This window comes from Pseudocitrobacter faecalis (genome assembly GCF_965231525.1).
Classification (GTDB): Bacteria; Pseudomonadota; Gammaproteobacteria; order Enterobacterales; family Enterobacteriaceae; genus Pseudocitrobacter; species Pseudocitrobacter faecalis.
Genome location: NZ_CBDDNJ010000002.1, coordinates 2001289 through 2025869, shown reverse-complemented (window position 1 = coordinate 2025869; position 24581 = coordinate 2001289). Strand labels below are relative to the sequence as shown.

At 50.5% G+C, this 24581-nt stretch carries 20 protein-coding genes; 13 read left to right on the top strand and 7 right to left on the bottom strand.

The window, feature by feature from the left end; all coding sequences use genetic code 11:
* Window positions 1–5 precede the first annotated feature (5 nt).
* Entirely contained in the window at window positions 6–1367 is a 1362-nt protein-coding gene (lysC, locus tag ACOXYR_RS10315; RefSeq protein ID WP_421356151.1) for a lysine-sensitive aspartokinase 3, read from the bottom strand.
* Window positions 1368–1983: 616 nt separating this feature from the next.
* Between lysC and ACOXYR_RS10310 the strand changes: the two genes are divergently transcribed.
* The 4 genes from ACOXYR_RS10310 (at window position 1984) to ACOXYR_RS10295 (ending at window position 6978) form a co-directional block, all read left to right on the top strand.
* Window positions 1984–3369 (top strand): diaminobutyrate--2-oxoglutarate transaminase, encoded by a 1386-nt coding sequence (locus ACOXYR_RS10310; protein ID WP_421356150.1) that lies wholly within the window; start codon window positions 1984–1986, stop codon window positions 3367–3369.
* A gap of 15 nt (window positions 3370–3384) precedes the next feature.
* The gene (locus ACOXYR_RS10305) at window positions 3385–4848 is read left to right on the top strand and encodes a pyridoxal phosphate-dependent decarboxylase family protein (protein WP_113857307.1); all 1464 of its coding nucleotides are present in this window, start codon (window positions 3385–3387) and stop codon (window positions 4846–4848) included.
* A 256-nt stretch (window positions 4849–5104) separates the two neighbouring features.
* Window positions 5105–6094, top strand: a complete 990-nt coding sequence (locus ACOXYR_RS10300) for a hypothetical protein (RefSeq protein WP_421356149.1) — start codon at window positions 5105–5107, stop codon at window positions 6092–6094.
* Between the two features lie 92 nt (window positions 6095–6186).
* Window positions 6187–6978 (top strand): MBL fold metallo-hydrolase, encoded by a 792-nt coding sequence (locus ACOXYR_RS10295; protein ID WP_421356170.1) that lies wholly within the window; start codon window positions 6187–6189, stop codon window positions 6976–6978.
* Window positions 6979–7234: 256 nt separating this feature from the next.
* Here the strand turns inward: ACOXYR_RS10295 and ACOXYR_RS10290 are convergent, their stop codons facing one another.
* The 4 genes from ACOXYR_RS10290 to ACOXYR_RS10275 form a co-directional block, all read right to left on the bottom strand.
* The gene (locus tag ACOXYR_RS10290; RefSeq protein ID WP_421356148.1) at window positions 7235–8554 is read right to left on the bottom strand and encodes a type II toxin-antitoxin system HipA family toxin; all 1320 of its coding nucleotides are present in this window, start codon (window positions 8552–8554) and stop codon (window positions 7235–7237) included.
* Window positions 8554–8817: a type II toxin-antitoxin system antitoxin HipB gene (gene hipB / locus ACOXYR_RS10285; RefSeq protein WP_421356169.1), complete on the bottom strand. Its 264-nt coding sequence runs from the start codon at window positions 8815–8817 to the stop codon at window positions 8554–8556. Before hipB ends, ACOXYR_RS10290 begins: the two co-directional genes overlap by 1 nt.
* Before the next feature lie 183 nt (window positions 8818–9000).
* A complete protein-coding gene (locus ACOXYR_RS10280) occupies window positions 9001–9159 on the bottom strand; it encodes a YqaE/Pmp3 family membrane protein (protein WP_113856888.1) in 159 nt (52 codons plus the stop codon).
* 201 nt (window positions 9160–9360) lie between these two features.
* The gene (locus ACOXYR_RS10275) at window positions 9361–14781 is read right to left on the bottom strand and encodes an ECSE_1600 family autotransporter (protein ID WP_421356147.1); all 5421 of its coding nucleotides are present in this window, start codon (window positions 14779–14781) and stop codon (window positions 9361–9363) included.
* 417 nt (window positions 14782–15198) lie between these two features.
* Here ACOXYR_RS10275 and paoA point away from each other — a divergent pair, with 417 nt between their 5' ends.
* The 5 genes from paoA to ACOXYR_RS10250 are packed head-to-tail and all read left to right on the top strand — an operon-like array spanning window position 15199 to window position 20513.
* Window positions 15199–15867 (top strand): aldehyde dehydrogenase iron-sulfur subunit PaoA, encoded by a 669-nt coding sequence (gene paoA, locus ACOXYR_RS10270; RefSeq protein WP_189623143.1) that lies wholly within the window; start codon window positions 15199–15201, stop codon window positions 15865–15867.
* Window positions 15864–16814, top strand: coding sequence for an FAD binding domain-containing protein (locus ACOXYR_RS10265; RefSeq protein WP_108474265.1), 951 nt, complete (start codon window positions 15864–15866; stop codon window positions 16812–16814). The genes paoA and ACOXYR_RS10265 overlap by 4 nt, the downstream gene beginning before the upstream one ends.
* A 1-nt stretch (window position 16815) precedes the next feature.
* Window positions 16816–19014 (top strand): aldehyde oxidoreductase molybdenum-binding subunit PaoC, encoded by a 2199-nt coding sequence (gene paoC, locus ACOXYR_RS10260; RefSeq protein ID WP_421356146.1) that lies wholly within the window; start codon window positions 16816–16818, stop codon window positions 19012–19014.
* Between the two features lie 9 nt (window positions 19015–19023).
* Window positions 19024–19917 carry an XdhC family protein gene (locus tag ACOXYR_RS10255; RefSeq protein WP_421356145.1) on the top strand — a complete coding sequence of 298 codons (894 nt, stop codon included), beginning with the start codon at window positions 19024–19026 and terminating at the stop codon, window positions 19915–19917.
* The gene (locus ACOXYR_RS10250; RefSeq protein WP_375875329.1) at window positions 19914–20513 is read left to right on the top strand and encodes a nucleotidyltransferase family protein; all 600 of its coding nucleotides are present in this window, start codon (window positions 19914–19916) and stop codon (window positions 20511–20513) included. Before ACOXYR_RS10255 ends, ACOXYR_RS10250 begins: the two co-directional genes overlap by 4 nt.
* On the opposite strand, the gene ACOXYR_RS10245 is transcribed toward ACOXYR_RS10250, so the two are convergent.
* Window positions 20494–21225 carry a MerR family transcriptional regulator gene (locus ACOXYR_RS10245; RefSeq protein ID WP_108474408.1) on the bottom strand — a complete coding sequence of 244 codons (732 nt, stop codon included), beginning with the start codon at window positions 21223–21225 and terminating at the stop codon, window positions 20494–20496. The two genes, ACOXYR_RS10250 and ACOXYR_RS10245, sit on opposite strands and share 20 nt — an antisense overlap.
* 235 nt (window positions 21226–21460) lie before the next feature.
* A complete protein-coding gene (locus tag ACOXYR_RS10240) occupies window positions 21461–22681 on the bottom strand; it encodes a diguanylate phosphodiesterase (RefSeq protein ID WP_189623140.1) in 1221 nt (406 codons plus the stop codon).
* Between the two features lie 316 nt (window positions 22682–22997).
* Between ACOXYR_RS10240 and ycgZ the strand changes: the two genes are divergently transcribed.
* The 4 genes from ycgZ (at window position 22998) to ACOXYR_RS10220 (ending at window position 24567) form a co-directional block, all read left to right on the top strand.
* A complete protein-coding gene (gene ycgZ / locus ACOXYR_RS10235; protein WP_108474269.1) occupies window positions 22998–23249 on the top strand; it encodes a regulatory protein YcgZ in 252 nt (83 codons plus the stop codon).
* A gap of 99 nt (window positions 23250–23348) precedes the next feature.
* Window positions 23349–23639: a hypothetical protein gene (locus ACOXYR_RS10230; RefSeq protein WP_108474270.1), complete on the top strand. Its 291-nt coding sequence runs from the start codon at window positions 23349–23351 to the stop codon at window positions 23637–23639.
* A 48-nt stretch (window positions 23640–23687) separates the two neighbouring features.
* Window positions 23688–23954: a biofilm development regulator YmgB/AriR family protein gene (locus ACOXYR_RS10225; RefSeq protein WP_108474271.1), complete on the top strand. Its 267-nt coding sequence runs from the start codon at window positions 23688–23690 to the stop codon at window positions 23952–23954.
* Window positions 23955–24009: 55 nt separating this feature from the next.
* Window positions 24010–24567: a helix-turn-helix transcriptional regulator gene (locus tag ACOXYR_RS10220; protein WP_108474272.1), complete on the top strand. Its 558-nt coding sequence runs from the start codon at window positions 24010–24012 to the stop codon at window positions 24565–24567.
* Window positions 24568–24581: the final 14 nt, after the last annotated feature.

Sequence of the window (24581 nt, the reverse complement as noted above, 5' to 3'; positions counted from 1 at the left end):
AAACCTTACTCGAACAGCCTGCGATGTAATGCAACGACGGCGCTATCGGCAGCGTCGCCCGGCAGCAGGAAGCTGAGATTATTATTGGATGCGCCGTGACAAATCATACGTACCGCATGCGCGTCCAGTTCAGCGAAGGCATCCCGACATACGCCCGTAGCGTGATGGAGCTGATTTCCAATCAGCGTCACCAGCGCCAGCCCCGTTTCAATCTCAACCCGGCAGTGGGAAGAGAGCGCCGTCAGCAGTGAGGTGGTTAAGGTGTGATCTTCCCCGGATGTCGCGCAGGAGGGATCGAGCGCCAACGCAATGCTGCTTTCGGACGTGGTCACCAGATCAATATCCACCTGATGCTGTGCCAGGATGGCAAACATATCAGCAAAAAAAGCGTAGGCAGGCTGCGCGTGCAGGCTGTGCAGTCGTAACAGCGTTTGCTTGCGACGAACGGCAATCGCACGATACAGCGGTGGATTCTCGGTTTCACGACGGACCAGCGTACCGCCAGCAGCGGTATTTTTACTGCAACCGACAAATACCGGAATGTTTTTGCGCATCGCTGGCAGTAATGTTGCCGGATGTAAGACTTTCGCCCCAAACGCAGCCATATCGCTGGCTTCGGCGAATGAAATATGGTCGATGCGTTGGGCCTGCGGTACAACGCGAGGATCGGTGGTATAGATCCCGGCGACATCCGTCCAAATATCGACACGCATTGCCTGTAACGCTTCGCCTATCAGGGATGCGGTATAGTCGCTGCCGCCGCGCCCAAGCGTAGTGGTATGCCCGGCGTCATCGCTACCGATAAAGCCCTGAGTGATAACAATGGCCTGTTCAATGCGTGGGCGCAGGTGCATTTCAGCCTGTTCAGCGATCTGGCTAAGATTCGGTTCCGCACAACCGTATACGTCGTTAGTGCGTATCACTTTGCGTGCGTCAAACCATTCTGCCTGGGCTTCACGTTCACGCAGCACTTCGGCAAACAGCAGGCTCGACATCAGCTCGCCGTGGCTCACCAGTTCATCGCTTAATGCTGCCGATGGCATTGCCTGCGCGGTTTCAGCAAGCCGGGCAATATTTTCAAGCAGTTGGTCTATTTCTTTGCTGATAACCGTTGGCTGTTTCAGGCGGGAAATAATGTTGTACTGGATGGTGCGAAGGGTATCGATTTTATCCATACGATCGCTGCTTTCCAGTCCTTCAGAAAGCTCGACTAACAGATTAGTGACACCGGCGGAGGCAGATAATACGACCAGGCGAACCTGTTCATCTGCAAGAACAATACTGGCACTGCGATTCATCGCGTCAAAGTCAGCAACGCTGGTACCGCCAAATTTGGCAACGACGAATTGTGGATAAATGCGTGTCATAACAATCTCATATCAGGGCGCCATATAAAGATGGCTAGAAAATTTTCATTCTCGGCATAAGGGAAGTGACTTCGCCTTACGAAATGTCCGCCCGCGAACATTTCTGGTGACAACCCAGGATAAACATCCCGTTGTCGATAACGTGTATGCCTCTTACGCGTTACCGGTGTGATGCGCATTAGTTCTTTTATTTACATGTAGTGCAAATAAGCGCGCCATAGTAAGTGATTTATCTTTTAGGGTCGACGTTTTTATTATATTTATCGATAAACTAGTTAAAAAGAATGTCTTATCGGCAATTCATGGGCGTTAATAAAGGTAAATGTGTGTAAAGAAAGCATAAAACCATGACATTCTGATGGTTTACATGACGTTGTACGCATTTTGGCCTTCAGTTACATTTTGCCTGAAATGGTAACGATCTTTAAAGTATGTAAACGACAGAACCCCATGTTACCCCTTGATTCAGAAAGGAAAAATCCTAATGAAAACCGCGCTAAAATAAATGATTGAGTCCTACGCTAAAACCACTTATATTAGCCGCGTTTTTTTACAGGCAGCCCCTTTAACCTTAATTCAACCCGGCGTTATTAATACCCGAGGTTGTGGGAGTGATATGATGACGGATAAAGTCCGTATTGATACTTTAAGTGCTAATTCATTACCACAAAGCAATGATACCTTTTTAGCAAGACAAGCTGAGTTTGAATCCAACGTACGAAGTTATCCACGTAAACTGCCGCTGGCGATTGCCAAAGCGCAGGGCGTTTGGATCACTGACGTTGAAAATAATCAATATCTTGATTGTCTGGCAGGCGCTGGCACCCTGGCGCTGGGTCATAATCATCCTGACGTGCTTCAAAGCATTCAAAGTGTCATCAGCAGCGGCTTACCGTTACATACGCTTGACCTTACCACACCTTTAAAAGATGAATTTTCATCTTATTTACTCTCTTTATTGCCGGGTCAGGGCAAAGAGTATTGCCTGCAATTTACCGGCCCGTCCGGCGCTGACGCAGTAGAAGCTGCGCTCAAGCTGGCGAAAAAAGTGACCGGTCGTTCCAGCATTATCAGCTTCTCTGGTGGTTATCACGGGATGACGCATGGCGCGCTTTCCGTCACCGGTAACCTGTCGCCAAAAGAAGCCGTTTCCAACATGATGCCGGAAGTGCAGTTCATGCCGTATCCGCATCAGTACCGTTGCCCGCTGGGTATTGGCGGCGACGCTGGCGTTAAAGCGTTGACGTATTACTTCGAAAACCTGATCAATGACGTGGAAAGCGGCGTTCGTAAACCCGCCGCGGTTATCCTCGAAGCAGTACAGGGCGAGGGCGGTGTTAACCCGGCTCCGGTCGAGTGGCTGCAGCGCATCCGCAAAGTGACTCAGGAACACGGCATTCTGCTGATCATTGATGAAGTGCAGGCGGGCTTTGCACGTACCGGTAAACTGTTCGCCTTTGAACATGCGGGTATTGAGCCGGACATCATTGTGATGTCTAAAGCTGTCGGTGGCGGTCTGCCGCTGGCCGTACTGGGTATCAAGAAACAGTTCGACGCCTGGGCGCCGGGCCACCACACGGGTACCTTCCGTGGTAACCAGCTGGCCATGGCTACAGGCCTGACCACGCTGAAAATCCTGAAAGATGACAACATTGCTGACAAAGTTGCCGCCCAGGGTGAGTGGCTGAAAGGCAAACTGGCAGAACTGCAAAAACGTTACCCGGTCATTGGTCACATTCGCGGTCTCGGCCTGATGATCGGCCTGGAAATCGTGAAACCGAATGAAGCGAAGGATCACATGGGTTGCTACCCGGCGGATGGCGAACTCTCTGCGCTGCTGCAGAAAAAATGCTTCGAATCCGGTCTGATTCTGGAACGTGGCGGTCGTAACGGTTGCGTACTGCGTCTGCTGCCGTCTCTGCTGATCACCAATGCTGAGCTGGAAATTTTCCTCGATAAATTCGAAAACGCCTTGCTGGGCGCTGGCGTGAAGCCGGTTTAATCGGAGTTAATGAACGTGTCAGATAATAACCCGATTCTGTCCGGTTCGGCGCAAAGCATCGCGGCCTACCAGGATGCCATCGAGCAAAGCAGCAAAGCGGTTGTCGAATGGTTGCAACAGCCTGAGATGTATCAGGGTAAAACCGTCGACGAGCTGCGCGAGCGTATTCATCTGAACTTCACCGCAGAGGGCCTGGGTAACCAGGCCACTATTGCGCGTGCAGTTGAGTACTTCCTCAAAGATAGCCTTTCTGTGCACCACGCGCAGTGTGTGGCGCATCTGCACTGCCCGAGTCTGGTGATTAGCCAGGCCGCAGAAGTGCTGATCAACGCCACCAACCAGAGCATGGACTCCTGGGATCAAAGCCCATCAGCCACCATCATCGAGATGAAGCTGATCGAATGGCTGCGTGAACAGGTAGGTTATCCGGCTGGCGATGCTGGCGTCTTCACCAGCGGCGGTACCCAGAGCAATCTGATGGGGTTGATGCTGGCGCGCGATGCTTTCTTTGCTCGCCAGGGACACTCCATTCAGCAGAATGGTTTGACCGGCGATCTCAGCAAAATCAAAGTGTTCTGCTCTGAAAGCGCACACTTCTCCGTGCAGAAGAATATGGCGCTGATGGGCCTGGGCTATCGCTCTGTGACTCAGGTAAAAACCGACGCATTCTCTCGCATGGATATGACCGACCTGAAGGCCAAACTGGCGCAGGCAAAGGCTAACGGCGAGCAGGTGATGGCGATTGTCGCTACGGCGGGAACCACCGACGCCGGTGCTATCGATCCGCTGGTCGAGATCACAGAACTGGCTGCGGCTGAGAATATCTGGGTTCACGTGGATGCCGCGTGGGGCGGGGCGCTGCTGCTCTCTGAGAAGTATCGTCACTACCTGAACGGCCTGGAATCCGCAGACTCCGTGACGCTCGATTTCCATAAGCAGTTCTTCCAGACCATCAGCTGTGGCGCATTCTTGCTGAAAGATGCACGTCATTATGAACTGATGCGTTATCAGGCGGCGTATCTGAATTCTGACTTTGATGAAGAGCATGGCGTGCCAAACCTGGTGTCGAAATCACTGCAAACCACCCGTCGTTTCGATGCGCTGAAACTGTGGATGGGCCTTGAAGCGTTGGGTAAAAAGCAATATGCCGAAATCATTGATAACGGTGTAACCCTGGCACAGCAGGTAGCAGAGTTTGTTTCCACTCAGCCGCACCTGGAGCTGGTTATGCAGCCCCAGCTGGCAAGCGTACTGTTCCGTTTCCGTCCGGAAACCGGAGATACAGCATTTATCGCGCTGTTAAATCAGCGTATCGGCGACGTACTGCTTGCTTCCGGTGCTGCCAACGTCGGTGTGACGGAAGCTGACGGCGTGACTTGCCTGAAGCTGACGCTGCTGAACCCGACCGTATGCCTGGAGGATGTAAAAGTTCTGCTGGCGAGCGTGAAAGAGACGGCAGAGACACTGTTAAGTCGTTAATCTTCGAAAGAAAATATAAAGCCTCTGTTTACCCAGAGGCTTTTTTTTGACTCTTTTAAAATTAAGTACAAATAACCACACGATCATTACTATTACGGTTGAAAATTCCTATTTAAAGACATGAACTGGTCGATGCCATCCGGTTTGGTTCAAATATGCATTCAATTATTTCAATTAATACTACGCTTAAATAGAACGTTGGTTTTATAAGTCATGAACTGATTGTATCTATGTTAACAAAATAGTGGAGATTGAAATGGCTAATTATCAACATATTGACGAGAGGCAATATGATCCTCTTTATCCGACGGTGAATACACCTGCTTTCAAGAAAATCTCCTGGAGTGCCGTGTTCGCCGGTGTTGTTATCTCCATTGTGATTTATTTACTTCTTATTATTTTAGGTTCGGCGATTGGCGCCACCACGGTTGACCCGCTTCAGGAAGAGAATCCAATGAATGGGTTGGCTACCGGAGCCGCGATATGGACGGGAATTAGCATGATAATTTCCGCAGCAGTGGGCGGTTTTGTCGGTGGTTGGCTCGCTTATCGTCACGGCTCACTGCATGGCGTGCTCGTGTTTGGCGTCAATACGTTAATTTGTACAACGTTCTTGCTGATGTTAGCGAATAGCGCGACAACCGGTGCGCTGAATATTGTTGGCTCAGGAATGCAGGCCGTGGGCAGCGGTATTAAATCCGTTGCACCTTCAGTGGTAAGGGAGGCGAAAGAAAAATTGGATGAGAATAATATCAACCTTGACGATTTTCAAAATCAACTGGAACTGACATTAAGACAGACGGGTAAACCGGAATTACAACCTGAAGCTCTCGAACAAAATGCACGTAATGAGGGGCAAATGGCGCAGCATCAGGTTAATCAGGGTGGAGATATTACCCAATTCATCAAAGGTCTTGCCGACAGAAACAGTGCAACGTTTGAAGCAGCAGACCGTCAGGCACTGAAAAATATCATTATGGCGCGTACCGGTAAAAGTGATGCCGAGGCTGAACAAATGGTCAATCAGGCAGAACAAAACTACCAGGCCGCTCGTCAAAAATATCAAGAGTTGAAAAAAGAAACTGAACAAAAAGCGCGTGAAGCGGCTGATAAAGCGGCTGCCGCTGCGGCGAAAGCGAGTTGGTACAGTTTCTTTATGCTTATTGTTATGGGCGTTGTTGCTGGCGCAATGGGGGCCGTGGGCTATCGCCGCCAACCCCGAGTCGTCACAACATCACCGCTTTAAGTATCGCCTTATTAGCAAAACCGGCCTGAGGGTCGGTTTTTGCTTTTAAAATTTTATGCGTCTCGCGCAGCATTAACAGGAGGATATTGGTGGTGAATATTATATGCAAAGCCTGCGGCACGTCCTATTCAGTCATGCATGCTCATCCTGCGCAATGCGCCATTTGTGAAGATGAAAGACAATTTGTGCCGGTTTCCGGCCAGGAGTGGATTTCTCCCCAATCGTTACACGCAAACCATAGCAATAAATGGCGGCAGCTTTCGCCCACATTATTGACGCTGGAAACCGTACCTGCATTTGCCATTGGCCAGCGCGCATTCCTTTTAATGACGCCTGCGGGGAATATCTTATGGGATTGCATTGCTAACCTTGATGACGCCACCCGAACGCTTATCACTGGGCTTGGTGGAATCAAAGCGATCGCGATTTCACATCCGCATTACTACAGCACCATGCAAGACTGGGCAGAGGCGTTTAACGCGCCGATTTATTTACATGCTGCCGACAAGCAGTGGATAGTCAGAGACAGCCCACACATAACATTATGGCAAGGCGACACACATCAACTTGATGACGAAACCCAACTCATCCGTTTGGGTGGGCATTTTGCCGGGGGAACCGTGCTGCACCATGCTAAAGGGAAGGGTGTGCTGTTGTCTGGCGATATTATACAGGTCGCGCCAGGTGGACGATCCGTTTCTTTTATGTGGAGCTACCCAAACATGTTGCCGTTATCGGCCACAACGGTAAATGAGATCGCGCAACAATTACTGCCTATTGCATTCGACGTCATCCACGGTGCGTTTGACGGCAAAGATGTTTATGGTGATGGCGCAATGATAGTCCAGCAGTCAGCCAGAAAATATGTAGAGTGTTTGAGATAAGTGTTGAGCATGCGCTACGTAAAATCTGACGTATGGTTACCCGTGTGAAAAGTCAGAATGTGCATAGCGCACGCAGAGGCAGGGGCGAAATGATATCGGACAGGAGGCGGGATAATCGAACTCACTCAATAATAAGACGGCAAATGCAATTTAACATAATATACATTATGCGCACCAACACAGAACCAGACCAAATCCAGCGCGTTGCGGTCATGACTGTGCTGGTCGCGAATATCCCACCCAAACCCGTTTCTGTTCATTCCTCTGCTTCCCGAGTTAACCGTGCATGCAGCCTCAGTACATTCAACCTGATCGCCATCGCCACGTTGTTCGGAAAATCTGTCGGCAATGCAGCCGTCACGACGTCAAGTGCTGCGGGTATCTGCTCTGCGTAATCACGCAGAATTTCCTGCATTTGCTCCTGCGGAAATTTCAGCGCTTTTGCTGTTGCCATAAAATGACGAGGAAAAATTTTATCAATAGCCGTTTTCCTGCCTTTAGATGCGTTAAGCCCCATGGCCAGTTTTAAATCACTGATGTGGATTCCCGTACCGCCAAGAACCGGAAATGCCGAAATAATGTCGTAAAATGGCGTTAGCCGATAACTCCCGCCAGCCTGAATAAAAACGGAGAAGTTTTTGGCATGGCCATCCGTTGCGCCAATCAACCACTGGAATACCTGAAACTTCATAAAATCATAGCGATCTTTTAGCGCCTCGCTGGACCCCATCAAAAAAGCCATGATTTGTGCGATGCCCGGGCCTCCGTCAGATTCGTATTTGACTGATGACGGTAAACCGAAAGTCTGGCACATATCTTCCTGCGGCAAGCGAAGTAAAACTGACCGTTCAGCATTCCAGCGTCTGTCAAAACGCTCAACCGCTAACGCACGCACCCTTCCCGCTTTGATAATTCCGGCATCGGGGACGTTCAGTCCGAGTTGTTTCGCCAGCCGTAGGCAAAAATATTCATTATCAACGCTTTGGCTTAGATCGAGCGTTGCGTTGGGCTGTCTGATTTCGCCTATAGGCAGCTTAACAATGTGCGTGGTCGGCGTTATTCCTTTTGGGATACACCAGTCATCGCCCATTTTCAGCAGCGCGGTTTTCTCCTGCGCGCCGGCAACGGAGATGCGAAAGTCATTTTCTTCATTTATCATGCCCAGCGGGATATCTGATTTATAAGCCGACAATACCTCTTCAAGCTTTGCCTCGCTTAACTTTTCCCACGTCATCACCGGATTTGCTACGCCTTCATCTTCCGGTAATAACGTCACGGCACCCACGCTATCTCGACCCACCTCTGCAAGTAAATCAAAAGGTTGCTTTGATTTCGCGCGATAACGTTTAACGATTCTGTCCCGCACGATCGGGCTATCAGGCAACAGGTTATCGAAGAAATTAAAAACCGCATCAGAGGTGATATTCCCCACCTGCAATGGTAGCGAAAGCGACAACGGCCTGGCATAGCGGTTGACTAACCACTCCGGCGCGTATTTAAACGTATGCGCGCCATTAGTGAGTTTTGTTAACTCGCCGACTCGCTGATTGTTCATCCATGTGACAAGTTTTGGCATTACCACTCCAGATGCTGTTGGTCAGTGGATTCTGGCGCTGTATCCGTTGTTTCGCATAGCGTCATTGACAGTTCAAGTGACTGTAAAATATTAAAAAAAGTCGTCAACGTAGTATTGTCAGGATTATTTTCAAAGTTGGAAATAGTCGCCTGCTTTATGCCGATTTTTTTTGCCAGTTCGCTCTGCGTCCAGCCATTTTTCTGCCGAACCAGTTTCATTGCATTCGCTAATTGCGTTGGGCTGTAGATCATCGGGAAGCTCATCGTGTCGTTCGTCCACATGAAGGATATCCTCTTAGAGGGATATTAATGGTTTTATCCCTTTAAGAGGATAATGTCAAACTATAAAGTGATTTTATCCGCGATACGGGATAATCGGTGAGATATCCGCGATCGCGGATAGGAGAACGAAATTAAAAAACGGCGCCGATGCGCCGTCGTTTGAGGTCAATCTTTAGTTTGAACCCAAAATGCGTGAATTAACCCCGGAATATACCCAAGAAGCGTAAGGACAATGTTTAATATAAATGCCCAACCGAAGCCTTTACCAATTAACACGCCCAACGGCGGCAAAATGATCGTAATAACGACTCTCCAGAATCCCATATTAACTCCCTATTATCATCTTCATAGCACAACACTAAGCATAGCTGACTGTACCGGGAATGCACTCTAAATCATCCAGTTACGCTGCGATGGGAGGACAATTCAGAGTTTTCTACCTGCTGCACTGGGAAGAATATAGGGAAATACTTAACAGAATATTAAAGCCGCATGCCATTCCGGCACGCGGCTTATATTTATGGGTTACCAGCTGTATTTCACACCCAGCATGCCCTGAGTATCGCTATAACCTTTATCACCGATTTGCACGCCGACATTTCCCCACAGGCTCAGGCTATTATTCATTTTCGCCTCAACCCCGGTGCGTACTTCGCCCAGGTTACGCGCCCCATCGCGACTCACGGTTTGTCCATCCATTTTCACACTGTAAGCTTTACTGTTATGGATCCAGTTCGCTTCAATGTAAGGCTGGAACTCACGCTGTTTGCCATCGTCACGCTGATGATGGCTGTTCAGGTAGGTTTTTATCCCAAGACGCGTTTGTAGGTTCCCGTCACCTTCCGTTTCAATGCGTGTACCATCTTTGCGAGTATGATCAGAATCTTTCACCCCCATCCAGGTAATTTGCGCCTGTGGCTGAACATACCAGGTATTTCGCGTCCCCTCACTTCCGCTAAATGTGCCTGCCTCAAAGGTATATCCCCCTTCAACAGAAGCCGTCAAACCACGAGAATCGTAGTCATCGTCAGAACGATTATCAGAACTGACGCTGTTATCGAACCAGTTATACAGGGCCCAACTGTCTACATAGGCACCCGTCTTATCCGCAGCGTTCTGATACCAGGTGGCGTAGAGCCCCGCGCTGTAACCGCTGATCCGCCCATCCGATTTATAACCTACGCGGTGGCTTTGTGTATGACTGTGCTGATTGGCATAACCTGCCATTACGCCAAGATGCCAGCGATCCTGTGCGTTACTGCTCCACTGCGCCAACTCACCACCTAACTGCAACACATAGCGATTGGCCTGGGTTTTTAACTGACCATCACCGGCAGACGACCGTTCATGCCCCCCGACATGACGCATCCACAGACTGGTTGCCGCCCCCTGGGAACGCAGGGAATCCGTATATTGTGGCTCGCCCAGACGATCGTGTAACCGATGACTAAACAGCGAGTTAGCTGCGGCAATATTGCTGATATAGCTTCCGGCCTCCGGGCGATACACTGAGGGGCCTTCCGGATCCACGACAGGTGGATTATCGATGGGATCGGGCGTATCCGGTGGCGTCACGCCGTCCCATTTACTGGTCAGATACCAGTTTTTCGCTTCATCCCCCTTCCCTTTAGCCAGCGTATAAACATAAGCCCCCGCCTCTACAGTACCAGTGGTCAACGCGAAGTTACCCGCCGAATTACCGCCAACCTCGACGAGTTCAATACCATTGACCGTTTGTGCACCTACGCCGCCAATGTTATCAACGCGAACGCGTGTACTTCCTTGTGTATCGCCTTTCACGCGCATCTTATCCGTGGGCGAATTATCGCCGCCCAGCGTCGTGTTGAACGTCATCAGGCCGTTGTTTCCGGTATAGTTGCCATTAACCGTCAGTACATTACCCGGTTTTCCTCCTTCGTTGTTCATCTGTACCGTGCCGCCATTATCCAGATTGCCGCCGACAGTGGTTTTGGCGACGTGAAGCGTCCCCCCGGGTATGATGTTTACATGGCCTGCAGTGGTGACATTTCCCGACATCACACCACTGTTATGGATAGTGATGTGCTGGCTTGCCATATTAACGGCAGCGTCATTACCGAAAGCAATTTCACCACTCACAATATCCGTTATGCCCTGATACGCAGCGGATTCATTATTTAAGGTCAAGATCCCAGTGCCCAGTTTCGTCACATCGCCACTACCGGTGATACTGTGGGTCATCACCCAGCCACGTTCGGTGGCGACCGTGAGAAGACCGTTGTCAATTACGGAAGCGTCACCCAGATTTTTCTGCTCGTTGACGCTCAGCGCACTACCTGCATCGATGTTGAGTTGCCCCGCAAAGCGACTATTGTCACCACCCAGTTCAACATCAGTTTCGGCGGTCGCGCTCACGACGCCCTTGCCACTCATACTGTTGCGCAGTTCACCAGTCACATTTTTCAGCGTTAACAGCCCATCATTGGCAATATTTCCACTCCCCAACCCCTGCGCATTATCGAGGCTAACTTCAGCATCCGGACTCATGCGGGTTAATGCACTGTAGCGTGCGTTAACCCCCTCGATTGCCAACGTGCCCCCTGTAACATTCAGGTTTCCGCCACCAGCAAGTTCTCCCTGGCTCATCCCGCCGTTGCTGACCGTCAGCGAGCCGTCTTTAAATAATACGGTCGAGCCCATCTGCCCGGTGAAGGTTCCCACCGTTTGCGCCGATCCATTAAGATCGACGATGGCCGCGTTGCTGATGTTCAGTTCGCGCGTATTGCCCAGCGCGCCATCCGCGTCGGTACGCAGTGTTCCCATCTGAACGAGGGTGGCGCCCTGATAGTCGTTCTGACCGTTAGAAAGTGACACTTGTCGAACCGTATTGATTGCCAGATCCCCTTCACCGCCGATTTTTGCCGACATATCAGCCATTGCGCCATAGGCACCACCATGTTCAGCTAACGTCAGCACCTGCCCGCCGTAGATATTCAGCGCCCTAAGTCCATAGTTCACGTATAAGCCATCACCAGGCGCGGTCGTGAGACGGAAACCATATTCACCATCGGCAACCACCGTGCCGTTTTGCGCAATGCGTAACGTTTTATCCGCTGCAACCTCCGCACCCTGCAAATCACGTAGCGTTAACGAGCCTCCCGATCCAATAATCGTCTGCGCCTTAACCAGTTGAACGCCGACACGGCTATCATCCTGTTCCAGCAAATTGAGGGTTGTCAGTGGATTGTTAGCCATCGGATCGTTCCAGGGATTAGGTACGTCGATAAGCACATCGCCCGTTCCATTAACCTGATAGGTACGATCTTTCCAGCGATACTCACCCGCGCCTGCCACCAGCGTATCGGCGCTGATGTAGCCCTCCGCAAGCGTCGCGGCAGGCATTTCCGTAGTGAAAATCAGCGTGCCGCCATTCATGGCCAACCCACCGATGGATTGCTCTCCCGCTTTTACCGAGGTGATATTTTTGCTATCAGACTGCAACAGCGCATGGGTAAGCGCCGCCGTGTTGTCCCCCTCCAGCGCAAAAGTGCTCTCTTTCAGTTGTGTAACACCGGCGAATTCAGTCCCTGTCGAATGAGTAAAGCCGAACATGTTGTCGGAAGATGACAACTGCACTCGCATTAAACCTTCGCCTTTGAGCGCATTAGTCAGCGTGTAGTCTCCGGTACTGTTTGTAGCGGCGAGAATCTCAAGGGTTCCCGGGGTAGCTATTGTCACTTCACTGGCCCCCATCCCCGTAACACCATCAGTCGTATGTGATGTAAGGGTCAGAAGGCCGCCGTTGACCAGGGTTTTACCGCTATAAGTGTTTCCGGCAGTAAACACCGTATGGCCTGCGTCATGCATCACTTTTCCGTCTTTATCGTCACCCGTAATCAACATATCGACCTGGTAACCGGTATCGCTGTTATTTGTATGGTTAAAGACAAAAACGCCTTCGCCCAGACCAAACTCTACCTTCGTCGCATTGGCGATAAACCCGGCATCCGCCGCCGCCTCACCGTGAGCGGCACCAATATTGAGCGTCCCTACGGCAGGCTCAAAGACACCTAAATATACTTCTCCACCCAAAACACTCAGAATGCCGTTATTCGTCAGCGTTAATGTTCCTTGCCCGGTCGTCCCCACATTCATATTGAATGTTTCAAGAAGAGAATCCTGCCCCTCTACCCGCGCGCTCCCCTGACTCCTGTCATTAAGGGCTACCTGGGTATCACGTGCCTGAACCACGCCGCCGGAGGTGATATTCAGTTCACCAGTACCAAATACCCCAACCTGCAGCAATTGAGCGTTGGAATTTGGTGCCGTTAAATTCCACAGACTCCCCGTGGAAACATTGACTATCCCTTTCCCGGAGGTATTTCCACCAATAAATCCGTAGCCCGGTGAATTAAGCGTTGCACCAGAACGGATATTGACGATGCCATTCCCAGAATTACCCACATTGAGACCAACCGTATCGAAGGTTGATATATCATCCGTCAGGTTCAGCGTTCCGACACCGCTTGCTTTATCACCCAAAGTAGTAATGTTTTTCGATATAAACTTACCGCCATCGCTAATATTGAGGTTACCGATACCCTCTGATCCTATAATAGTAAAGACATTATTATTGACCTGCCACAAGCCTCCCGTGGTAATGTTGACATCCCCTGTCCCGCTTTCACCATAACCTATCGAGCTCCCTCCATTACTGACGACCAGTCCCTCATTACTGATGTTCATTTCTCCCTGACCGTCATAGCCGATATTGGTACCGAGGCTAGTCATCACGGAGTTTTTGTCTTTGACAGTAATCATCCCTTTACCGGTCTGCTTCATCCCGGCGGTAATAATACCTGAATCAACCTTACCTTCACTCGCAACATTCAGTTCACCATCGCCAGCGTCACCGACATATATATAACGGAAAGATTCGCCCGTTCCGAGGAAATTCCAATGCCCGTTATCTGTCACGTTGACGACGCCATGGGAATCATCCTGCACGCCCAACAATGAAAAATATTTATTATTAAGCAGACCACTATTAGAAATATTAACCGTGCCATTACCGTAATACCCGTTATAAAGTCTGCGAACCGTAATGACCGAATCAGGATCCTGCACATTCAGGGTTCCGACGCCGCTGGGGTTACCGCCAATAAATGTGTCTTCAGCCGTAATCTGGCCCCCGTCACGAATAGTCGCTTCCCCGGTTCCACGATTACCAATTTGGAATTCAATGGTTGCGTCCTCATTTTGTATCTGCCAGTTACCGCCCTTTTCGACGAAAACCTGGCCGTGGCTGCCTCCTTCATAGCCTACAATGGCGACAATTGAACTCGAGACGTAACCATTATCGGTAATATACAATGAGCCAGTGCCGTAGCTCCCTATTTCGAATAATTCTGTCGTTAGAACCGAATCTTCTCCCTCGACATTAACAGCCCCAACGCCTGTAGCCTGAGAACCTAACCTTAAATACCCGCCATCAACATGCCCCTTCTGCGTAATATTCAGTGTCCCGACTCCCGATTGCCCCACATTTAAAGGCCTGCCAGTATTCTCCGGATCATACAATCGCCAGATCCCACCCATTACATTAACCGTGCCCTGGGAGCCTACATTCGCGCCAACCACACTGGTGGTAATGGTGTTTAAAGAAGCATTACCCCCAGTCAAAATATTGAGTTCTCCAACGCTATTCCACCCGACCTGGTAGACGTCATAACCAACTGCGGTATCAATAGTCACACTTTGGCCATTATCAATCTCCAGCGGCGCTGCAGACGCTGTACCCGCGAGCGCCAGCAACACGCTCAGAGCCAGCGTGCTGATTTTGTTTATCACGGCTGGGGGATTACACCGATCAACAGTGGATGTTTTACTTACCCGGCGAGTCAATTCCGAGCAGACCTGAAATACCTGAAGAGTACTATTCCATATCACGAGATAAATTCTATTCATATAAACGCTCCATATACAAACAATGCAGCCACGAAAGAGATGAACAGTAAAATGTTAAAATGAAACTTATTGATTTTTGAGAGGTCTGTCTTGAGTGTTATCTGGCTGAAAAAATGTGTCAATCCGGCTTATTTTCCAGATATTAGATTAAAACTTATTAAAAACAGAATAACTCCTATTTCATTCAAAAATTAACCCTGCGCTCATTGCGCATAATAAGAAAAATAATCCCGACAGTAGGAAATTTGTCATTGCATTATTTCAGCATGGATAGCACTAATTGCTAAATTCAGAATGAAGCGCAAATTCCGCCTCGCTCGCCTGGGGTTTTAGGAATATTCCTTGTAAAAATAAGGGCTATCCTTAATGTTTTAAGAAAAATAGCGAAACTATTTTTATCCCTACCGGAGGCCTGGCATGAGCAAGCAAGGCGATGCATCTGAAAACCATCCCGATCTTAACCTGACACGGCGTACGCTATTAAAAATCAGCGCGGCAACTGCGGCAACAGCTGCCGTTTATCCTCAACATGCGATTGGTGAATCCGTACCTCGCGTTACGCCTGCACCTGAGATAATGCCCGTTACGCTTCAGGTAAATGGAAAGGCATACACGTTAGAAGTTGATACTCGTACAACGCTGCTGGATGCCCTGCGTGAGCATCTTCATCTTACGGGAACCAAGAAAGGATGTGACCATGGTCAATGCGGTGCCTGCACAGTCCTGCTCGACGGGCGGCGGGTTAACGCCTGCCTGACGCTGGCGGTCATGCACCAAAATGCAGAAATCACCACCATCGAAGGGCTTGGCTCACCAGAATCCCTCCATCCGATGCAGGCTGCCTTTATTAAACATGATGGCTACCAGTGTGGTTATTGTACCCCAGGGCAAATTTGCTCTTCTGTCGCCATGCTGGATGAGATCAATGCGGGGATCCCAAGCCACGTCACGCACGATCTGGTTTCGCCAGCGCCAATGAATGACGATGAACTCCGTGAACGGATGAGCGGCAATATTTGTCGTTGCGGCGCGTACGCCAATATTCTGGCGGCAATTAATGACGTCAGCGGGGAGAAAAAATCATGAAAGCGTTTACCTATGAACGTGCGAAAACGCCCGCCGAAGCAGCAAGGAGCGCGCAGCAGAACCGGGGGGCAAAATTCATCGCCGGTGGAACAAACCTGCTTGATCTCATGAAATTAGAAATCGAGGCTCCCCTGCACCTGATAGATATCAATGGATTGGGGTTAGACAGCATCGACACCACGCCGGAAGGCGGCCTGCGCATTGGCGCCCTGGTGCGGAACACCGATCTGGCCGCCCATATGCTTATTCGGCGTGACTATGCGGTGCTGGCCAGAGCGTTGCTCGCGGGGGCGTCCGGCCAGTTACGAAATCAGGCGACCACCGGCGGAAATTTGCTGCAGCGCACGCGATGCCCCTATTTCTATGATACCAACCAACCGTGTAATAAAAGAGTACCCGGTAGCGGATGCGCGGCGCTGGACGGCTTTAGCCGTCAGCATGCCGTAACCGGAGCCAGTAAAGCCTGTATTGCCACGCATCCCAGCGACATGGCGGTAGCGATGCGCCTGCTCGATGCGGTCGTTGAAACGGTTAATCCCGATGGCCGCCAACGACGTATTCCTATCGATGCCTTTTATCTGCCGCCAGGCTCAACGCCTGATAAAGAAACGACGCTCGCGCCAGGGGAACTGATCGTCGCCGTCACGTTACCCCCACCATTGGGTGGCACACATATCTATCAAAAAATTCGCGACCGCGCGTCGTACGCTTTTGCCCTGGTCTCGGTGGCCGCCGTCATCCATCAGGATGGAACGGGCCGGGTGGCTTTCGGCGGAGTGGCGCATCAACCGTGGCGAAAGCAGGAAGCTGACCGGGCGTTACCTGACGGGGCACAAGCCGTATTCGAAAAACTCTTTGCTGATGCCACGCCTACCCCGGCGAATCAATTCAAACTCACGCTGGCGAAGCGCACGCTGGCCTCCGTACTGGCTCAGGCGAGGACATAATATGAAATTCACTCAACCTGCCGGCAACAACCTGATAGACAAACTGCGTGTCGTCGGTCAGCCGCACGATCGTATTGATGGCCCGTTAAAAACCACCGGACGCGCGCATTACGCCTATGAGCGCTCTGAAGAGGCACCTGACGCCGCTTATGGCTATGTACTGGGCGCCTCGATAGCCAAAGGCCGTATTACGCACATGGATACACAGGCAGCCAAAGCGGCGCCCGGCGTGCTTGCCGTAATAACCGCGAAGCAGGCCGGCACGTTAGGGAAAGGCGAAAGAAATGCCGCCACCCTGCTCGGCGGCCCGGAAATCGAACACTACCATCAGGCGATTGCGTTAGTTGTGGCAGACACCTTCGAACAGGCGCGTGCCGCGTCGGCGCTGATTCAGGTCAGTTATCAGCGCCAGCAGGGCGAATGGGATCTGGATGAAGCCAAATCAAAAGTGACTACGCCGCCCGAGGATACTCCGGATAAAAACGTCGGCGATTTTACAACGGCGTTTACCGGGTGTGCGCATCAACTGGATGCCACCTACTCGACGCCGGATCAAAGCCACATGGCCATGGAGCCGCATGCATCAACCGCCCAGTGGGATGGCGAAAAGCTGACTCTCTGGACATCTAATCAGATGGTGAACTGGTGCAAAAAAGATGTAGCCGTCACCCTGAAGATACCCGAAGAGAATATTCGTATTGTCTCGCCCTATATTGGCGGTGGATTTGGGGGCAAGCTCTTTTTACGTAGCGATGCGCTATTGGCCGCGCTTGGGGCGAAAGCGATTAAACGTCCGGTAAAAGTGATGCTGCCCCGCCCCACAATCCCAAACAACACCACCCATCGCCCCGCAACTCGTCAGCATATTCGCATTGGGACGGATAGCGACGGTAAAATTATTGCGATTGCACACGATAGCTGGTCTGGCAATCTGCCTGGTGGCACGCCAGAGACCGCTGTACAGCAGACAGAATTCCTGTATGCCGGAGCAAATCGTCATACGGGATTAAGGCTGGCACAAATTGATCTGCCCGAAGGTAATGCCATGCGCGCGCCGGGTGAAGCGCCCGGCCTGATGGCGCTGGAAATCGCTATCGACGAAATGGCTGAAAAGACAGGCATCGATCCGGTCGAATTTCGTATTCGTAATGATACTCAGGTCGACCCGTCCGATCCCGAGCGCCCTTTTTCCCGTCGTCAGTTGATAGCGTGCCTGCGCACAGGCGCGGAACATTTCGCATGGAACAAGCGCACTGCCACGCCAGGCGCTGTGCGTGAAGGCCGCTGGCTGATTGGTATGGGTATGGCCGCTGGTTTTCGCAACAACCTGCTCGAGACGTCCGCCGCGCGAGTGATGATGAGTGCCGGAGGCGACGTTACGGTTGAAACAGACATGACCGATATTGGTACCGGGAGCTACACCATTATTGCGCAAACTGCCGCCGAAATGTTGGGCGTACCGCTGGAAAACGTGGGCGTGCGTCTGGGCGACAGTCTCTATCCTGTCTCTGCCGGTTCTGGTGGGCAATGGGGGGCGAATACGTCAACTTCAGGTGTCTATGCAGCCTGCGTCAAACTGCGTAAACAAATTGCCGACAAAGCCGGTATCGATCCGGCACTCGCCGTGTTTGAAAATGAAAAAGTTAGCGATCGCTCACGTGAAATACGCCTGATTGATGTGCTTGCCGGACAACCAATGCAAGCAGAAGACCGCATTGAATTTGATGAACTGGCGACAAAATATCAGCAATCGACTTTTGCCGGACACTTTGTTGAAGTGGCGGTAGACGCCGTAACGGGCGAAATCCGCGTACGGCGCATGCTGGCCGTGTGCGCCGCAGGAAGAATACTCAATCCTAAGACCGCCCGAAGTCAGGTGATTGGCGCGATGACCATGGGCCTTGGCGCAGCCCTGATGGAAGAACTGGCGGTTGATACACGTTTGGGCTATTTCGTGAATCATGATATGGCCGGCTACGAAGTACCGGTGCATGCCGATGTCCCTCATCAGGAGGTGATTTTCCTGGATGATACGGATCCCATCTCTTCGCCAATGAAAGCGAAAGGTGTCGGCGAGCTCGGGTTGTGTGGTGTCAGCGCGGCCATTGCCAACGCCGTTTACAACGCGACGGGGGTTCGGGTTCGGGATTATCCCCTGACGCTGGATAAACTGCTTCATGGCCTGCCGGAAAACGCGTAAGGAGCTGCGATGTTACAGCGTTTGCAATGCACGCCTGAGCAGGCGCTACGCACTGACGATCCCGCGACGATATTGCGTTTTGCCGTCGATTCGCTGGAAAGTGGTATGGGCGTAGCGTTAGTCACCCTTACCGATATACACGGCGGCGCAGCCCGCGCGACAGGCAGCCAAATGGCCGTGCGCGAAGATGGACATTATTGCGGTTACGTTTCGGGTGGCTGCGTAGAGGGCGCCGTTGCCTGGGAGGCGCTGGAGGTTATCGCCACAGGAAAGGATAAATCGGTGCGTTATGGTCAGGGATCGCCGTGGTTTGATATCGTTTTGCCCTGTGGGGGTGGCATTACCCTAACGATCCACGCGCTGCGTTCCTCCGCACCGCTGCGCGATGTTCTGGGCAGCCTGGAGCTGCGTCAGTCTGTCGCATTGATCTACAACAGCCGTGTCGGTCAGCTGGAAGGTATCGTCCCCCCTCAGCATACCGGATGGGTTGCAGAGAAATTTGTTATCGCCTATCACCCGACTGTACGGCTGATTCTTTCCGGGCATCATATAGAAGCCGAAATGACGCGCCAACTGGCGCGCGCGGCGGGTTATGAGGTGACGGACGATCCGGCGCTCATGGATACGCACAGCGCGTTGATTTTACTCTGGCACGATCTCGATCGGGAACAATCTTTACTGGCGCAATCACGCCTATGCCGCCCCTTTTACATTGGCGCGCTGGGCAGTGAGCGAACCCATCAGCGGCGAAAAGCGCTGTTGCGAAAATGGGGCTGGACGGAAACCGAAATCGCCAGAATTACTGCGCCCATCGGTCTTATACCCAAGGCGCGTGATTCGCGCACGCTGGCGCTGTCGGTACTCGCCGACGTCGCCAATGCCCGCCAAGGCTCCGGCCAATGACAATGTACGGGCCCGTGGTGATTATCCTTGCCGCCGGAAAAAGTGAACGCTTTTATGCATCCGGCGCGGAGCATCATAAACTCGACGCAGAGCTGTGCGGGAGACGTGTGCTCGATCGCACGCTGGAAAGCGTACAGCAATCGGCATTGCCCTGGTATCTTGTGCAACCCGAAGCAGCGGCCTCCGGCATGGGGGACTCCATCCGGCGCGGTGTTCTGGCGACACGGCAGGCACAAGGATGGCTTATTTTGCCCGCTGATTTGCCCCTGATTGAGACGAAGACGCTGATACAGATCGCGAAAGCACTACGCGACGATGCGGTGATCGTGCCCCGTTATCGCATGAAAAATGGGCATCCTGTCGCGTTTGGAAAACACTATTTGCCGCATTTAACGGCATTATCAGGAGAAACGGGCGGGCGTGGCGTGGTGAAGCAGGCACAACAGTCTGGCCGGGTAGTTAATATTGACGTCGACGATATCGGTATCGTGCTGGATATTGATACGCTTGCTGATTTGCAGACTGCAACAGACGAGTGTCTCAGACGAGAAGGCCGAAAAGACCGCGATGCGGTCATCAAGGCTGATGGAACGTAATTGCGTAACCCTGCTCGTTCCAGTGCTGCAGTAATTCTTGTTGCCGTCTTGTGGGAGTAAGCCCTGTCCAGACAAATAACGTTTGGCCTGGGAAGAGTTCAGGGCGAGGAGATTCGAGCGGTTCTGCCAGTACGGAAACGTGCCATCCGGACTGAGACAAACGCCAGGCCTCAAGCCAAAGACGAACGCGATCGTCGATTTCCCAGCCAATAAGCAACGCTTCTTTTCCAGACTTCCGTCGGCGTTCAGTTAAGGTTGCCGCGACATATTCAATCAGAACACCGTCAAACATACTGCACATAATACGCGCGGTATTATGATCAAGGCTGAGTCGCTGACGTACGGGCCCATAAACATGATCGATCAAGGCATCAACCGGATGCTCACGCCCGGCGGCGACAATTTTTGCGCGAAGTTTTGACGGACTGGCATAGCGCAATACGGACATCATCTCTTCCTGAAGATAGGTCCAGTCATCGTGCGTCATGGTACGGCTCTCTTCGAGAAGCGCTTTCACCTTCCCAACCGGAACGCCGCTTTTAATCCAGCGTTTGATTTCCTCAACTCGCTGAATATCTTCTTCGTCGAACTGGCGATGCCCCCCCTCACTGCGCTGGGGTTTGAGCAACCCATAGCGCCGCTGCCATGCACGCAGCGTTACCGGGTTTATTCCGCATCTTTCGGCCACGTCGCCGATACTGTAAAAAGCCATAATGCCTCGCAACTCAACCATTACATCCCTGGGTAATGTCTGTACCGTCTGTATAACTTAGTTTTTATTGTACAGCCTTTTGGAGCAGGATGAGTATTAAAGTCGTTAACTTTTATTAAACAAGCTGTAAAAAATGAGGAATATCAACGGACATCATGGGGGTTTTAGGATAAATCACCCTCTTACGGCGCGCTGCCGCAAGAGGAATGAAAGCTAACGGGGGAGTTGTACAGCTTTACAGTAACCCTTTCTTTTCCGGCCACGCAATGGAGGGCGCGCCTTCAAGATAAGGCTGGGCAAACAGATCGCCCTGGAAATGGGAAATGCCTGCAGATTCAAGCCACATCCACTCTTCCGCTTTTTCAATACCCAGAGCAGACACCACAATTTCCAGCGAGCGGCAGCAGCGAATAATAGCCTGTACAATCGCCTGACGTGGGCCGCTTTTGTGGACATCGCGAATCAGTTCGGCATTAATCTTGATTCGGTCAGGCTGAAACTGCGCCAGCAGTTGCAGGCCGGCAAACCCGGCACCAAAGTTATCAATAGCCACGCTGATACCTGCCGACTTCAGTACACGTACCGCCGCGGTAAACTCTTCAATACCGGAAATGACCTCGTGCTCAGTAAATTCAACCACAATTTGCTCGGGCACCAGACCGTTAATTTTTATCTCATGAAGAAGAAAATCCACGGCGTTAGGGATTTTAACCAACGTCATTGGCAACAGGTTAACGGACAAGATTTGCCCACGCAGATCGCGCTCCCTCACCATCTCAAACGCCACTTTCTTACTGGCGAGGTCAACTTCATAAATATCGTCGCCGCGTAAGCTATCACAATAGACATTCGACATTTCACCCTCCCGGGTGAACATCAGGGCCTCAAGGGCGATGATCTCCTGCGCCAGTGGGTCAATGATGGGTTGCAGCGCTAAGGTGTAGTCAGTAGCCGAAGAGGCCTTAAAAGGGCCCAGCTCGTCGCTGATTTTGGTCGGCACGAATTCCCAGCTCTCGGCTGGCGGAATTTCATAATAATTGTCCTTCTCTGTCGACTCGACAAAGGTGCGGAAAAACTGCAAGGCACGATCGTTATAGGTGAGTTGATAGAGCGAAGTGCCTTTATCCAGCACGGTTTGCAGCACCTCTTCCCTGGCGTGCTCGCGCAGGTCAAAAAGCTCCATGCCAACGTTGCCAAATCGGCGAGTGGGGCCATGGTCGCATAACAGTTCTACAAGATTGTAGTGTCGAGGATCTTGTACAATGTCGTGATAAATACGTCGAACCTGTTCCTCTGGGCCCTCAAGCAACTGAAAAAAATGCGTGCCGTTAAAGAGCAGTATCCCGGTGACGTTTGCCTCAGCATTCCTAAGGCTGGCGGCCGCTACCATTCCCTCAAGGGCTTTGACGGGAACGTCGTGACATAAATGGCTGCGATAAATAATCGTGGTAAGCATAGCGGTTCCGACTACAGATTTTTCTAAACATTAGCAGATAACCTGTCAAATAGCTTTCAATTAATACATTGATTTAACATTACACTTGATGAATTCCAACATTGCTCTTCTTCACTCAGTTCTTACGGACAACACCCCTTTTATGTACAGATAATTCTTATCTTTGTACGCCTGTATAACTTATATCTCTATGATTTATAAACAATAGCACTTTTTGCTAAAAATTAATGCATCGCTTGTACAGGATTTATGTACAATTTTTATGAGTTTGTTAACGCAAAGTGATACACGATAACGTCTTTAACAGGAGCGACACATGCAGCAGAACCGTCAATACACCATGGATTCAGCCAGTGCCATTTCCAGCTATTTCAATAAGGCAGCCCTTCCGACTCAACAGGAAACTCTGGGGCAAATCGTGGTCGAGATTCTCAGCGCCGGTAAAAACCTTAACCGCAAGTCACTGTGTACAAAATTACTGGGCCGCCTTGAACAGGCTTCTGGCAAGGAAGAAGAGAAGCACTACAACGCGCTGATTGGTTTACTTTTTGAAAACCGAACTTCATAAGGGAGATTTTTGCTCAGTGTGGCGATGACGAATATCCCACCACCTGAGACAACTTCATGCTGTGTGCCCTGTGGTTTAACAGCATAAGAGATAGCAGTTATGAAAAGTAGTAATAAAAAGCTGAAAGACACTTTAATTGGTGAGGCCACTCTGCAGCTCATTAAAAACAAAATGCCGGTTAATGTCCAGGCCTTGTTAAATGAGCTGAATAATATGCAGAGTCACGAAATTGATTCAGAGCGTCTCTCTGCATTATATGTGGTAATAAAAGAAATCCAGGAATTTACAGCATCGAAAGAAGCGGACTCCGCTGGCCACAAAGGCGTTAAACACCGCAAAGACGGTAGAAAGGATCTTTCGATAAACGAAACAAACAAAAACATTCATTGAAATATTTTCGATGATAAACACTCACACAACTAACAGATGAGAACCGCTATGTTACAGCAATATGATTTCTACCAGTCTATTCAGAATAAAGCATTGTCCGAACACTTTTTGAAAGCCGGTGATATGTTAGCTGATGAAGCAGAAATCCTCGGTGGCGCGGTTCGCCATCTGATGGCTGCAGGCGAAACCATCAATAACAAGAACATCATTGCTTCATTGATTCACTCTCTCGAATGCACCGACAGCGTGCTTTCCGCTGATGTCATCCGTAAAACGCTCGAAATAGTGGTAGATCATACGCTCGATGATATCTAAATCATGAGCTGATGATGGGCTTTTATTAACAATTCTTTTTTAATCTGGAGTCATTATGAACGGTGAAGCATGCCCTGTTAAACTGGAATTGGTCGATCTCTGGCTGGATGACAATTTCCTTGAATATGGTTTACGTGAAGTTCTTAAAGATGTCAGATTAGATCGCCAAAACATTCGTTATGTGATTTTTTCCGCCAGTCAATATGTTAACGTAAAGCGACATGATTACGACTTGCGTACGCATCGTTTTATTTTATTGAGTGATGGTCAGCGATATAATTTCCTTGATTCCTTTACCGTCAACCATATTTCATCGAAGGCATCGGTTGAAGAAATTGTGAAATTCCTGACAAGCTTGCGGAAAAAGAATGAAGATAACTGCCAGATTGAGCAAAAAGTAAAACTTTCTGCACGAGAAACCACCTTGCTTGATCAGATGTCTGACGGTAAAAAAATCATTGAAATGGCAGAAAATCTTAACGTCCATATTAAGACGGTTTATCAGATGCGAACGAATTTGATTAAGAAGTTGGGGTGTTCCGGAAACATCGACTTTATGCAAACACTCCGTACCGATGTGTTTAAAAGCTGGCTGACGGATCAGCGCGCGTAAGGATACGGCTATGC

Bases quoted from the DNA above. Each gene is read 5' to 3' on its own strand.
- ACOXYR_RS10240 (WP_189623140.1), bottom strand. From the start codon at position 22,681: ATGCTTACCACGATTATTTATCGCAGCCATTTATGTCACGACGTTCCC.
- ACOXYR_RS10255 (WP_421356145.1), top strand. From the start codon at position 19,024: ATGTTACAGCGTTTGCAATGCACGCCTGAGCAGGCGCTACGCACTGAC.
- paoA (WP_189623143.1), top strand. From the start codon at position 15,199: ATGAGCAAGCAAGGCGATGCATCTGAAAACCATCCCGATCTTAACCTG.
- paoC (WP_421356146.1), top strand. From the start codon at position 16,816: ATGAAATTCACTCAACCTGCCGGCAACAACCTGATAGACAAACTGCGT.
- ycgZ (WP_108474269.1), top strand. From the start codon at position 22,998: ATGCAGCAGAACCGTCAATACACCATGGATTCAGCCAGTGCCATTTCC.
- ACOXYR_RS10265 (WP_108474265.1), top strand. From the start codon at position 15,864: ATGAAAGCGTTTACCTATGAACGTGCGAAAACGCCCGCCGAAGCAGCA.
- ACOXYR_RS10290 (WP_421356148.1), bottom strand. From the start codon at position 8,554: ATGCCAAAACTTGTCACATGGATGAACAATCAGCGAGTCGGCGAGTTA.
- ACOXYR_RS10300 (WP_421356149.1), top strand. From the start codon at position 5,105: ATGGCTAATTATCAACATATTGACGAGAGGCAATATGATCCTCTTTAT.
- ACOXYR_RS10230 (WP_108474270.1), top strand. From the start codon at position 23,349: ATGAAAAGTAGTAATAAAAAGCTGAAAGACACTTTAATTGGTGAGGCC.
- ACOXYR_RS10220 (WP_108474272.1), top strand. From the start codon at position 24,010: ATGAACGGTGAAGCATGCCCTGTTAAACTGGAATTGGTCGATCTCTGG.
- ACOXYR_RS10280 (WP_113856888.1), bottom strand. From the start codon at position 9,159: ATGGGATTCTGGAGAGTCGTTATTACGATCATTTTGCCGCCGTTGGGC.
- ACOXYR_RS10275 (WP_421356147.1), bottom strand. From the start codon at position 14,781: ATGAATAGAATTTATCTCGTGATATGGAATAGTACTCTTCAGGTATTT.
- ACOXYR_RS10225 (WP_108474271.1), top strand. From the start codon at position 23,688: ATGTTACAGCAATATGATTTCTACCAGTCTATTCAGAATAAAGCATTG.
- hipB (WP_421356169.1), bottom strand. From the start codon at position 8,817: ATGAGCTTCCCGATGATCTACAGCCCAACGCAATTAGCGAATGCAATG.
- ACOXYR_RS10250 (WP_375875329.1), top strand. From the start codon at position 19,914: ATGACAATGTACGGGCCCGTGGTGATTATCCTTGCCGCCGGAAAAAGT.
- ACOXYR_RS10245 (WP_108474408.1), bottom strand. From the start codon at position 21,225: ATGGCTTTTTACAGTATCGGCGACGTGGCCGAAAGATGCGGAATAAAC.
- lysC (WP_421356151.1), bottom strand. From the start codon at position 1,367: ATGACACGCATTTATCCACAATTCGTCGTTGCCAAATTTGGCGGTACC.
- ACOXYR_RS10310 (WP_421356150.1), top strand. From the start codon at position 1,984: ATGATGACGGATAAAGTCCGTATTGATACTTTAAGTGCTAATTCATTA.